The sequence below is a fragment of the Alistipes intestinihominis genome (assembly GCF_040095975.1).
Lineage (GTDB): Bacteria > Bacteroidota > Bacteroidia > Bacteroidales > Rikenellaceae > Alistipes > Alistipes senegalensis.
The window spans coordinates 99,555-111,721 of sequence record NZ_JBBMFL010000002.1 but is presented as its reverse complement, the minus strand read 5'-3'; the positions used below and the strand labels follow the sequence as shown (position 1 = coordinate 111,721).

Sequence of the window (12,167 nt, the reverse complement as noted above, 5' to 3'; positions counted from 1 at the left end):
GGCGCCTAAAAGGTGTTGCGGCGGATCATCTGGAAATCGCACTTGACCTTGGAGAGCGATTTTTCGAGGATCATCCGGGCCACCAGCACGCCCATCTGCCGGAAATCGGTCGAAATGGTCGTCAGTCCGTTGAGGATGATCTCGTTGATCGGCGACTCGTTGTAGGAGATGATGCTGATGTCGCGGCCCACGCGGTAGTTTCGCTCGCGGGCCCGGCGCACCAGTTCGATCAGCCCCAGGTCATACTGGCTGTTGAGAATCAGGTAGACTTCCTTTTCGCGGATGATCTCGGGGGTGATCTCCGTGTGGAACTCCACGGCGATCCCGTTGTCGCGGCAGAACCGCTCCACGGCTTTGCCCACCGAGGCGTAATAGAGGCTCGACGGAAGCGTCACGACGTTGAACCGGGAGCAGGTTTTGAGTTTCTTGAGCCCGTATCCCAGCCCTTCGTAGGCGTCGTTGGCGAAATCCTGATAGACGGCGCCGTAGTTGCCCGGCAGCTCCTTCATCCAGTGATCGACCAGAATGAGTTTTCGGTTGGGGATGCGCGTGAGTATCTTCAGCACCCGTTTCTGCGAGGCGGCGTCGAGCGGGAAGTGGGGCGTGATGACATAGTAGTCGAACAGGTCGAGATTCTCCTCGACGTAGTATTCCAGCAGATCGACGTTCTGGTTGTGGAGCCGGATGGTGATCTCGGCCGCGTCGCCGATCTCCCCGGCGAACGAGTTGAAAAGCACCTGCTTGTAGTTGCTCAGCTTGTCGAACAGCACGAGGACGCTCATTTTTTCCGAGACCCCTGCGGCCGAAACATAGAATCCCTTGCCCTGTCTGGCGTCGATGAATCCCTTGTTCCGAAGGATGGAGTAGGCTTTTTTGACGGTCTCCTTCGAGATGTCGAGCATGGCCGAGAGCTCGTTCATCGACGGCAGCAGGCATCCTTCGGCATACTCGCCGCTGCGCACCAGTGCCTCCACCTGCCCCACGATCTGTTTGTAAACCGGGACTTGGCTTTCATGATCTATTTTAATCGTTTCCGGCATGTTCTGTCATTAAAAAATGAAATAATAGTTGGTTTGTTCGTTTTTTTGCGTATATTTGCACCACACTACACAACACCAATCAAAGCAAGTACCACACCTCACAACTTTTATGTTGTCGTGTTACAAATATATGAAAAAAAACGCTAACCACTTTTTTTAATGAAAAAAACTTTCTTTCTCGGCCTTTCCGGTCTTTTGCTCGTCTCTGCCGCCCCGGCACAGCATTGGTCGCTGACCTGGAAAAAGATGCAGGCGGTTTCTCCCGGACTCGAACAGATCGGTTCGCTGTCGGCCGCTTCGTCGCGCGAGCTGGCCAACCCGCGCTGGTCGGTGGGATGCGAGTGCCTCGACCGCGAATATGCCGATTTTTCGGCTTACAAGCCGTATGTGGGCGAACTGGGCGTGGGCGCCGCGCGCATCCAGAGCGGCTGGGCCCGCTGTGAGCAGAAAAAGGGGAAATACGAATTCGGGTGGCTCGACGAGGCGGTTGACGGACTCTGCGAACAGGGCATCCGTCCGTGGATGTGCCTCGCCTACGGAAATCCGGTGTACGGGGCCCAGAAGAGCCTGGGATCGCGCATATTCACCGACGAGGAGACGCTGCGGGCCTGGGAACGCTATGTGACGGCCGTGGCGCGCCGTTACAAGGGCCGCGTCAGCGAGTGGGAGGTGTGGAACGAGCCGAACCTTCGGGGCGCCGACCAGTCCGCGGCCTATGCCGAACTGCTGATCCGCACGGCCGAAGCCGTCCGCAAGGTCGATCCCGAGGCGGTCATCATCGGCTTCGGCCTTTCGCGCATGCCGCTCGGATTCACGGGCCGGGTGCTGGACATCGTCCGCGAGCGCGGCAAACTGGACCTCATCGACTATGTGAGCTTCCATCCCTATTACGAAAATCCCGACGACGCCACGCCCGGCATCGAGGCGCTGGCCGAATTGGTCGCCTCCTACGATCCGCGCATCCGACTCTTCTCGGGCGAGAGCGGCTGCCCGGCAGTCCTCGAATGGGCCCACGCGCTGCGCTACCACGAGTGGAGCGAGTACAGCCAGGCCAAATGGGTCGCGCGGCGTCTGGCCAACGATTTCGCGCTGGGCATCCGGTCGTCGATCTTCGCCATCGCAGACAATCAGTATCCCAATATGTTGCAGTCGTTCGGGCTGCTGCGCACGAACCTGCTGAAACAGGTGGTCTACAAACGGCCGTCGTATCATGCCATGCAGCACATGGTCAACCTGCTGCACAGCGGGGTGAAGCCGGCGGGAAGGCTGGCATTCACGGCCAATACGGCCCGTGAGATCGCCCTCGTGGGACTGTCGGATGCCGACGGCAAGCCGATCGGCGCGATGTACTGGTACTCCGACCGCATTCCGGACGACGAACTGGCCTGGGACCGCGTCGAGATGAGCGTCGAGGGGCTTTCGCTGGAAGACCCCGTGCTCGTGGACGCCGTCACGGGCCGTGTCTACGACCTGCCGCTGCCCCACGGCAGCCGCGACGGAGGCCGCATGAAACTGACCGGATGCCCGGTGTGGGACGCCCCGATGCTGCTGATCGAGCGCAGCGCCGTGCCGTTCCGCGGCGAAGCCGTCGAACGCAAGGCCGCCGGAACCCGTCAGGATATGCTTTATTGACCCAGCTTTTTCGTTAAGCCGAGCGCAGAGCCGCATTCGACCGGGCGCTGCCGAGGCGAAAGTGCATAAATGAACCTATAACCAATGACAACCGCAACCGTCGGGAAGAAAAACCCGAAGTACAAATGGGAGGTGCTGGCCCTGCTGTGGGTCGCCTATCTCCTGAACCAGGCCGACCGTCAGGTCTTCAACGTGGTGCTTCCGCTCATCCGCGAGGACCTGGGCCTGAGCGATGTGGCCATCGGCTCCATCGCCACGGTCTTCAACCTTTTCTACGCCGTGCTGGTGCCCATCGGGGGACTGGTGGGCGACCGTTTCAGCCGGAAATGGATCGTCACGGGAAGTATCCTGTTCTGGAGCGTGGCCACGATGTTCACGGGCCTCTGCAACGGGTTCGTGATGCTCGTGCTGATGCGCAGCGTCGCCACGGGCGGCGGCGAGGCATTCTTCGGACCGGCCAACTATTCGCTGCTGGCGCAGTACCACGACAAGACCCGGGCCTTCGCCATGTCGATCCACCAGACCGCCTACTACATCGGCATCATCATCAGCGGCTACGCTGCGGGCTATGTCGGGCAGCTGTGGGGCTGGCGCAGCGCCTTCTACGTCTTCGGCGCCGTCGGCGTCGTGCACGGCGTCATCATGGCCGTGCGGCTGAAGGACAAGAAGGAGCCGGCCGCCGTCGCCGCCGCGTCGGCCGCGGAGCCCAAGCCCCGGTTGACGGAGGGCTTCCGCATGGTTTTCACCACGCCGACGGCCCTGATCCTCACCGTCTGCTTCTCCGGGCTGATCTTCGTGCTGACGGGCTATCTCACGTGGATGCCGACCTACCTCTACGAGAATTTCGGCATGGACCTCGCGGGCGCCGGCTTCCACTCGATGTTCTACACCCACCTGTTCGCCTTCGTCGGCGTGCTGCTGGCCGGACGCCTTTCGGACAAGCTCGGAAGCCTGCATCCCGCATGGCGTATGGCCATGCAGGGCTTCGGACTGCTGGCCGCCGTGCCGTTCATCGTCCTGATGGGCAACTCGGTCACGCTGTGGGCCATCTACGTCGGGTTCGCCGGCTTCGGATTCGCCCGCGCGTTCTTCGACGCCAACACCTATACGGTGCTCTACGACGTTATCCCGCCCCGGTATCACTCCTCGGCCTCGGGCGTGATGATCATGACCGGATTCGCCATCGGCGCGTTGGCTCCGCTGGTGCTGGGCATGGTGAAGCAGGCCGCGGGGCTGTCGTTCGGCATCTCGATGCTGGCCGTCGTGTGGCTCGTGTGCGGCGCGGTGATGCTCCTGGGAGCCAAATATTTCTATATGAAGGACTATAACAAGATCAGACATGAATAGTAACCTGAAAACCAGAAAAGCGAAAGCAGGTCTGCTGCTGATCGCGTCGCCCCGTTTCAAGACGCTGGGCGAAGGGCTCCGGCGGGGCACGTATGCCGAACGCAAGGACGCCGATGTGAAAAAGATACTTGCGACGATGGAATTCCTCGACGTTGTGTTCCCCGGGATCGTCTACGACAAGGAGGAGGCCGTGGAGGCTATGGACCGCTTCTACATGGAGAAGGTCGATTTCGTCATCGCCGAGTTCCTTTCGTGGTCCGAGGACTTCGCGTGGATACGCTTCCTGCGCGACATGCCCGAGGTGCCGATCCTCTTCGTCAACGTCGCCAAGGACCACGTTTCGTTCCGGGACACGCTGGACGAGGACGACTTCATCGACTACCTCTGCGCCGGAACGCTCGTCGGATCGCTCGAAGCCTCCGGGTCGGTGCCCCGCACGGGACGCCGGCACGTGAAGGTCGTGATGGGTTCGCGCGAGGAGGTCACCGGGCAGATCCGCCTCTTCGCTTCGGCGGCCCGCGCCCGCGCCATCCTCCGCCAGTCGAACCTGGGGCTGCTGGCCAACTACAACGAGGCCATGTGGTCCACCTACATCGACCCGTACGACTTGTTCACCAAGCTGGGCCCCGAAATCCGCTTCCTGCCCTATTCGACCTACGGCGAGATGATCGACGCCGTGAGCGACGAGGAGTTGCAGGCGTACTGCGGCGAACTGACCTCGCGCTACAAGATGATGGACGACGTGGCGCGCGACAAGTTCGAAGCCTCGGTGCGCGCCTCGATCGGCTTGCAGAAGATGGCCGAGCGGTCGGACATCGACGTGATGGTCTTCAACGACATCGACCGGGCCATGTTCGAGCTGGTGGGCCTGCGCGCCGGGTTCTACCATCCGTGGTTCAACGACAACTGTTCGGTGCTGGTTCCCGAGGCCGACATCGGCGCGGGTCTCATCACCTACCTGCTGAAGCTGATCTCGGGCAAAAACGTCAACTTCCTCGAACCCTTCCACATCGAGTCCGACTACGGCACCTTCGCCGGCGGCCATGCCGGTCCCAACGACCACAACGACCCCGCCTGGCAGCAGAATGTGGTCATCGCCCGCGACGTGCGCTTCGCCAAGACCTCCTACAAGTACGCCGGGGCTCCGTTCGCCTGGTACCGCATCTCGCCGGGGCGCAAGACAATGGCGCAGCTGGTGGAGTGCGACGGACGCTACAAGCTGGTCGCCACGCTGGTCGATTCGCTCGAAGGCGATCACATCCTGGCCACCTATTCGCACAGCATCTTCCGCCCGGTGGTTCCCGTCGAGCGGCTCTTCGAGGAGATCCTGAAAATCGGCACCACGCAGCATTTCGCCATCGTTGACGGCGACTACCTGCGCGAGCTGGGCATGTTGGCCGAGATCATGGACTTCGAATATCACGAAATTATGAATTAACCCTATAAAACCGTATTTCTATGAGTTTCATGTACAACCCCTTTCCGTATGACGACCCCCGCGCCGTCAACCGTCCGGCACTCCCGAAGAAGACCGTCGGGGCGGTCGTCGCCGGAACCTCCAAGGCTGCCGCCGCCCTGGCCGGGGAGATCGCTTCCCGCCTGAAAGCCGCGCCCGGCAAAAACGTCGTCGTCGGGTTCGACGGCTACGCCACGGCCGACTGGACGCGGATGGTCAACCTGCTCTCGCAGCAGCTGCTGGGCAAAGGGATCGGAGTGGACGTAGCGGCGTTTACCGAGGTGCTCAAATCCGAGCGGGAGATCGCCGACATGATCAACCCCAATCTGGAATGGGACACTTCGAAGGACCCGTCGCTGCTGTTCGGTCGCCTGATCGAGCGCGGTTACGAGGATCTGTTCGACGCGTCGAAATTCGCGGCGTTCAGGCAGCGCCTCGAAGCGCTCCGGGCCCCTGCCGCCGAAGGGCGCGTGCTGATCGTCTACGGCAGCGGATGCCTGGTCGAGGAGGTGCGCGGACTCTATGACATCAAATGTTATTTCGACGTGACGCCCAAGGAGGCGATCCTCCGCATCCGCCGCGGCCAGTTCGCCAACCTCGGCGACCGGGTGGCCGCTCCGGTCAACCGGGTGATCCGCCGCTGCTACTACGTCGATTTCGAGATGGGCGTGCGTCACCGCGGCAAGCTGCTGCGCGGCGAGCTGCTCGATTTCTACATGGCTTCGGACAGCCCCGACCATATCCACATGATCCCGATGGAGGCGTTGTCCGACATCTTCCGGGCGCTGGCTGGCTATCCGTTCCGCTGCAAGCCGGTCTATTTGGAGGGCGTGTGGGGCGGCACCTACGTCAAGAAGCTCCGCAACCTGCCCGACTCGATGCGCAACTGCGCGTGGGTCTTCGACCTGATCCCGATGGAGGTGTCGATCGTCGTCGAGGCCGGGGACGAAAAGATCGACTTCCCCTATTTCTCGTTCGTGCAGAAGGAGGGCGAGGCCATCATGGGCCGTCCGTGCGTCGAGAAGTTCGGCGGTTACTTCCCCATCCGTTTCAACTACGACGACACGTTCCACAGCAACGGAAACATGTCGATCCAGGTGCATTCGGGGGCCGAATACAATCAGAAGAATTTCGGCGAACTGGGCCGTCAGGACGAGAGCTACTACGTGGTGGTGGCCGGACAGGACGCCAAGACCTTCGTGGGCTTCCGCGACGATGCCGACACCGAGCAGTTCATCCGCGACATCAAGCTGGCCGACACCGAATACAAGCCCGTGGACTACCTGAAATACGTCAGCTACGAGGATTCGAAACCCGGCTTGCAGGTGATGCTTCCCGCCGGGACGATCCACTCGTCGGGCCGCAACCAGGTGGTGCTCGAAATCGGCAGTCTCACGATCGGCTCCTACACCTACAAGCTCTACGACTACCTGCGCGCCGACCTCGACGGCAAGCCGCGCCCCATCCACACGTGGCACGGCGAACGGACGCTGGCCTATGAGCGCACGACCAGCTGGGTGCGCAATAACATCGTCCAGCAGCCCCGCACGGTGCGCGAGGGCGACGGCTGGGCCGAGAAGATCGTCGGCGAGCACGATTTGCTCTACTTCACGCTGCGCCGCCTCGAATTCGAGAAACGCATCGAGGACGACACCTGCGGCAAGTTCCACGTGCTGACGCTCGTGGACGGCGAACGCATCCGCATCCGTTCCGTCGCACAGCCCGAACGCTATTTCGATGCCGAGTATATGGATATGGTCGTGGTTCCCGCGGACATGGGCCGTTACGTGATCGAGAACCTCCGCACGGAACCCATCTGCGTCCACAAAACGATGCTGAAAGATGGGTTCGACAAGGAATAGCTGCCGTCTGCTGCTCGATGTCGGGGGAACGTTCCTCAAATCGGCCGTGGCGGACGCCGCCGGGCAGCTTCTGTCCGGGTCGGAGTTCAGTTGTCCGATTCGTTCGGAGGGTTCCCGCGAGGAGATCGAAGGCTCCCTGGCCGCTGCGGTGGCCCGGGGCGCGGCCTTCGCCGCGGAGCGGGGCATGGAGCTCGCCGGCATCGGCATCGCCATTCCCGGACCGTTCGACTATGCGGCCGGCGTCTCCCGCATGACGCACAAGTTCCACAGCATCTGCGGTGTCGATCTGCGCGGCGTGCTGCACGCGATGCCCGGCGTTCCCGCTGATGCGGAGATCCGTTTCATGCAGGACGTGAACGCCGCGCTGGCCGGGGAGATCGCCCGGGGCAACGCCGCCGGATACGGCGCTTCGGCGCTCGTGTCGCTCGGCACGGGGCTGGGCTTCGCCCTGAGCCGTGACGGACGGGTGCTGTGCAACCCGGCGGGCGGTCCGAAGGTGGTGATCTTCAACCTTCCCTACCGCGACGGCATTTTGGAGGACTACGCTTCGAAACGGGGATTCCTGCGCATCTACGGCGAGCTTGCGGGCCATACGGACCCGGCGCTGACGGTGGCCGATCTGGGCCGCATGGCCGGAGAGGGGGATGCCCGGGCCCGCGAGACCTTCGCAACGGTCGGGGGCATCCTTGCCGCGGCGCTCCGCGACCTGCTCGTCGAACACGGCGTCGAATGTCTCCTGCTGGGCGGTCAGATTTCGCGTTCGTTCGCCCATATGGAGGCGGCCCTGCGCGACGGACTGCACGATGTCGCGGGGCTGACCCGCATCGCACCCGCGGAGCATATCGGCGAAGCGGCCTTCTACGGACTGCTGGCCCAGGCGGACGGCGTTTGCTGACATGCGGGCGTTGTGGAAAACCGTTCATTCGTGCGATTGTTCCCGAACCGGCGGGCATGTCGAAGTATCTAATTACTTTCATTTTTTTATCTTTGCAGGAGAGGCGGCTGCCTCTCCTGTTTTCGAATCGCAGAGACCATGACTGAGAAACACCGCAGATTCCTGCGCGCCGTGCGCGCTTTCATCCCCCGCGAGCGGGTTTACACCGACTACCTGCGCCGGTTGGCGTGGGGCACCGACGCGGGATTTTACCGGCTCGTCCCGCAGATCGTCGTGCGTGCCGCCCACGAGGAGGAGATCGTCCGCATCATGCGGGCGGCCGCCCGGCTGGGCGTGCCCCTGACTTTCCGGGCCGCGGGCACGAGCCTTTCGGGGCAGGCCGTCAGCGATTCGGTGCTCGTGGTGGCGGGCAAACATTGGGAGCGTTGCGAGGTGCTCGACGGCGGCCGTGCCGTGCGGCTCCAGCCCGGTGTCGTGGGTGCGCGGATCAACGAGGTGCTGAAACCTTTCGGATACCGCTTTCCGCCCGACCCGGCTTCGATCCGAAGCGCTATGGCGGGCGGCATCGTGATGAACAACGCCTCGGGCATGAACTGCGGCACGCATGCCAACAGCGACCGGATGCTGCTTTCGGCGCGGCTGGTGCTGGCTGACGGCACGCTGCTCGACACGGGCGACGAGGCGAGCCGCCGGGACTTTTCCCGGAGTCACGGGGAGTTTCTGCGCGCCGTCGAAGCGCTGCGCGACCGGGTTCGCGGCGACGAGGCCCTGACCCGGCGCATCCTGCACAAATACTCGATCAAGAACGTCATGGGGCTGAACCTGCTGCCGCTGGTGCGCTTCGACGATCCGTTCGAGATCATCGCCCACCTCATGGTCGGCTCCGAAGGGACGCTGGCGTTCCTGGCCGGGGTCACGATGCGCACCGAGCGCGAATACGAACACAAGGCCAGCGCGATGGTCTATTTCAGCGACATCGGCGAGGCGAGCCGCGCCGTCGTGGAGATGCGCAAGTTGCAGGACGCCGCCGGGGAGCGCATCGTGCACAGCGCCGAGATGCTCGACAGCAAGTCGCTGGCGTCGGTCGGCGATGCCACGGGCGAGGGCCTTACGGCCGTGCTGACCGAGACCAAGGCCCACACGCCGGAGGAGCTGGCCGCCAATGTCGCCCGCATCGGGGGACTGCTGGAGCGGTTCGCGCTCTACGTTCCCGCACGGTTTACGGACGATCCGGCCGAGCAGGCGAAATATTGGGCCGTCCGTTCGGGCATCTTCCCGGCGGTGGGCGGCAGCCGTCCCGCCGGGACCACCTGCCTGATCGAGGACGTTGCCTTCCACATCGAAGACCTGCCCCGCGCCACGGCCGAATTGCAGGCGCTGATCGCCCGCCACGGCTACGACGACGCCTGCATCTACGGGCATGCCCTCGAAGGCAACTACCATTTCATCATCAACCAGTCGTTTTCGACCCCGGCCGAGGTGGCGCGCTACGAGGCGCTGATGAACGACGTTGCGGAACTCGTCGTCGGCAGGTACGACGGCTCGCTCAAAGCCGAGCACGGCACGGGGCGCAACATGGCGCCCTTCCTCCGCCGCGAGTGGGGCGACGACGCCTTGGCCGTGATGCGGGCCGTCAAGGAGTTGTTCGACCCTGCGGGACTGTTGAACCCCGGGGTGATCTTCAACGACGATCCCCGCTGCTACCTCTCCCATTTCAAGCCCCTGCCGCTGACCGATCCCCTGATCGACCGCTGTATCGAATGCGGGTTCTGCGAGGTGAACTGCCTGACATGCGGGCTGACCCTCTCGTCGCGCCAGCGCATCGTCGTGCGCCGCGAGATCGCCCGGCTGAAAGCCTCCGGCGAGAATCCGCGCCTCGTACGGGAGCTCGAACGCGGCTACCGTTACCCCGGGGAGCAGACCTGCGCTGGGGACGGGCTCTGCTCGACGAGCTGTCCCGTAGGAATCAATACGGGGGAACTGACCCACGCCCTGCGCGCCCTGAGGGTGCCGCCCGGGAGTGCGGGACATGCCGCCGGGGAGTTTGTGGCCCGCCGTTTCGCCGGGCTGAAAAACACCCTGCGCCCCGTGCTGACGCTGGCCGACACGGCGCACCGGGTTCTCGGCACCCGGACGATGACCGCTGCCGCGAAGGGGCTGCATGCGCTGGGGCTTCCCCAATGGCTGCCCTCGATGCCGCGGGCCTACCGTCTACCCGAAACGCTGCGCACGGCGTCCGCGCCGGAACCGGACAAGGTGGTCTATTTCCCGAGCTGCATCAATCAGACGATGGGTCTCGCCCGTGAAACCCCGGTTGCGGAACCGCTGGCCGAAAAGATGGTCGCGCTGCTCCGCAAGGCGGGTTACGAGGTAGTCTTTCCCGAGAACATGGAACGTCTCTGCTGCGGCACGATCTGGGAGAGCAAAGGCATGGCCGACATCGCCGACCGCAAGACCGCCGAGCTGGAAGAGGCGTTGTGGCGCGCCAGCGGGGAGGGACGCTGGCCGGTGCTGTGCGACCAGAGCCCCTGCCTGCACCGCATGCGCGAGAAGATCGGCCGCATGAAACTCTACGAACCGGCGGAATTCATCTGGACCTTCCTGCGCGACCAGCTGGAGTTCCGGCCCCAGCCGGGACCCGTCGCCGTGCACGTCACCTGCTCGATGCGCCGCATGGGGCTGGCCGGAGTGATCGTCGCGCTGGCGCGGCTGTGCGCCGACGAGGTGGTGGTGCCCGAGGAGGTCGGATGCTGCGGATTCGCCGGCGACCGCGGATTTACGCATCCCGAGGTCAACGCCTGGGCCCTGCGCAAACTGCGTCCCGTCATCGAACGCTCGGGCGCGAAGGCGGGCTACTCGAACAGCCGCACGTGCGAGATCGGGCTTTCGGCCCGTTCGGGCGTGCCCTACGTCTCGATCGTCTATCTGGTCGATGCCTGCACGACACCCAAAGAAAACCCCGGAGCCTGAGCCCCGGGGGGTTTCTCATACCAGCAGTTCGTAGTCGATGTGCCATACGCCCGTCTCCCCGGGAAAGACCCGGAACGGGGTGTAGGGTTCGAGGCAGGCCGCCGTGGGGCAGGCCCAGAAGACCATGTGCGACAGCTTTCCGCTGCCCGAAACCCGGATGCCCGCACCCGTGCGGAGGTTGCGGAGACTGAATCCGTACTCCCGGGCCTCGGGGTCATGACCGTGGAGGTCGCCCATGAAGACCGATTCGCCGGGGTTCAGCGGACGGCTGAAAGCGATGCCGTCGGGCGTCAGCGCCACGCTGTCGTAAGCCTCGCGCCACGTTCCCCCGGGGCGGAACGGGAAATGGATCGAGGTGTCGGGGCCCGTGGCCATGCGGTCCGGCGTGAAGAAGTTGTGGTTGTAGACATGGCCCGTGAGCGGCGCGGGACCGAGGTTTTTGAGCGTGTACTCGATCCGCAGGCCCGGGGCGTCGGTCAGCCGCAGCGTCTTGCGGTAGTCGTAGCCGTATTCGTCGCTCAGCAGCCGGTGGCGGAACTCCACGCGGTCGCGCTCGGCGGTCGTCTCCCAAATGCCGGGATCGACGATCTCGTAGAGCCGGAAGCGGTCGTAGGGCTGGTCGGAGAATTTGCGCAGCGTGCCGACCCCGATTTTGAGGAACTCCTGCCCGGGACGCGCCTGTTCGTAACCGATCTGGGTGAATTCGTCCGCGGGGCCCGTCAGTCCGTCGTGCCGCAGGGGATCGTGCCGGGGCTGCCATTCCGAGACGTAGCGGTGTCCCCGGCTGCGCAGGTCGCGCACGACGCCGCTCCAGTCGAAGCGCGTGCCCCGGTAGTAGCCGCATTCGGCGTCGGGGAGGCACACCACGGCCGAGACGTGGCGGTTGGCGATGCGCAGGGCGGGAGCCTCCGACACCCGGGTGCCGGAAGCTCTCGTCGTTGCATTCGGTTGCAGCTCGCGCATGG

Annotated in this window: 8 protein-coding genes; 6 read left to right on the top strand and 2 right to left on the bottom strand. The window is 63.7% G+C overall.

Annotated features, from left to right (window positions below; genetic code table 11):
- Positions 1-5: 5 nt before the first annotated feature.
- Positions 6-1,040 (bottom strand): GntR family transcriptional regulator, encoded by a 1,035-nt coding sequence (locus WMO46_RS02100; protein WP_019151601.1) that lies wholly within the window; start codon positions 1,038-1,040, stop codon positions 6-8.
- A gap of 159 nt (positions 1,041-1,199) precedes the next feature.
- Between WMO46_RS02100 and WMO46_RS02095 the strand changes: the two genes are divergently transcribed.
- The 6 genes from WMO46_RS02095 (at position 1,200) to WMO46_RS02070 (ending at position 11,202) form a co-directional block, all read left to right on the top strand.
- Positions 1,200-2,672 carry a GH39 family glycosyl hydrolase gene (locus WMO46_RS02095; protein WP_349093679.1) on the top strand — a complete coding sequence of 491 codons (1,473 nt, stop codon included), beginning with the start codon at positions 1,200-1,202 and terminating at the stop codon, positions 2,670-2,672.
- 84 nt (positions 2,673-2,756) lie between these two features.
- A complete protein-coding gene (locus WMO46_RS02090; protein WP_349093678.1) occupies positions 2,757-4,019 on the top strand; it encodes an MFS transporter in 1,263 nt (420 codons plus the stop codon).
- On the top strand, positions 4,012-5,457 hold the full coding sequence (locus WMO46_RS02085) for a hypothetical protein (protein WP_129651447.1): 1,446 nt from the start codon (positions 4,012-4,014) through the stop codon (positions 5,455-5,457). The genes WMO46_RS02090 and WMO46_RS02085 overlap by 8 nt, the downstream gene beginning before the upstream one ends.
- A gap of 20 nt (positions 5,458-5,477) precedes the next feature.
- Positions 5,478-7,337, top strand: a complete 1,860-nt coding sequence (locus WMO46_RS02080; protein ID WP_019151597.1) for a class I mannose-6-phosphate isomerase — start codon at positions 5,478-5,480, stop codon at positions 7,335-7,337.
- Entirely contained in the window at positions 7,318-8,232 is a 915-nt protein-coding gene (locus WMO46_RS02075; protein ID WP_349093677.1) for an ROK family protein, read from the top strand. Before WMO46_RS02080 ends, WMO46_RS02075 begins: the two co-directional genes overlap by 20 nt.
- A gap of 138 nt (positions 8,233-8,370) precedes the next feature.
- On the top strand, positions 8,371-11,202 hold the full coding sequence (locus tag WMO46_RS02070) for an FAD-binding and (Fe-S)-binding domain-containing protein (RefSeq protein ID WP_349093676.1): 2,832 nt from the start codon (positions 8,371-8,373) through the stop codon (positions 11,200-11,202).
- Positions 11,203-11,217: 15 nt separating this feature from the next.
- On the opposite strand, the gene WMO46_RS02065 is transcribed toward WMO46_RS02070, so the two are convergent.
- Complete coding sequence (locus tag WMO46_RS02065; protein ID WP_349093675.1) at positions 11,218-12,165, bottom strand: aldose epimerase family protein; 948 nt, start codon at positions 12,163-12,165, stop codon at positions 11,218-11,220.
- Positions 12,166-12,167: the final 2 nt, after the last annotated feature.

Excerpts from the sequence above, each read along its gene's own strand:
- WMO46_RS02100 (WP_019151601.1), bottom strand. The coding sequence starts at position 1,040 with ATGCCGGAAACGATTAAAATAGATCATGAAAGCCAAGTCCCGGTTTAC.
- WMO46_RS02080 (WP_019151597.1), top strand. The coding sequence starts at position 5,478 with ATGAGTTTCATGTACAACCCCTTTCCGTATGACGACCCCCGCGCCGTC.
- WMO46_RS02070 (WP_349093676.1), top strand. The coding sequence starts at position 8,371 with ATGACTGAGAAACACCGCAGATTCCTGCGCGCCGTGCGCGCTTTCATC.
- WMO46_RS02065 (WP_349093675.1), bottom strand. The coding sequence starts at position 12,165 with ATGCGCGAGCTGCAACCGAATGCAACGACGAGAGCTTCCGGCACCCGG.
- WMO46_RS02075 (WP_349093677.1), top strand. The coding sequence starts at position 7,318 with ATGGGTTCGACAAGGAATAGCTGCCGTCTGCTGCTCGATGTCGGGGGA.
- WMO46_RS02095 (WP_349093679.1), top strand. The coding sequence starts at position 1,200 with ATGAAAAAAACTTTCTTTCTCGGCCTTTCCGGTCTTTTGCTCGTCTCT.
- WMO46_RS02090 (WP_349093678.1), top strand. The coding sequence starts at position 2,757 with ATGACAACCGCAACCGTCGGGAAGAAAAACCCGAAGTACAAATGGGAG.
- WMO46_RS02085 (WP_129651447.1), top strand. The coding sequence starts at position 4,012 with ATGAATAGTAACCTGAAAACCAGAAAAGCGAAAGCAGGTCTGCTGCTG.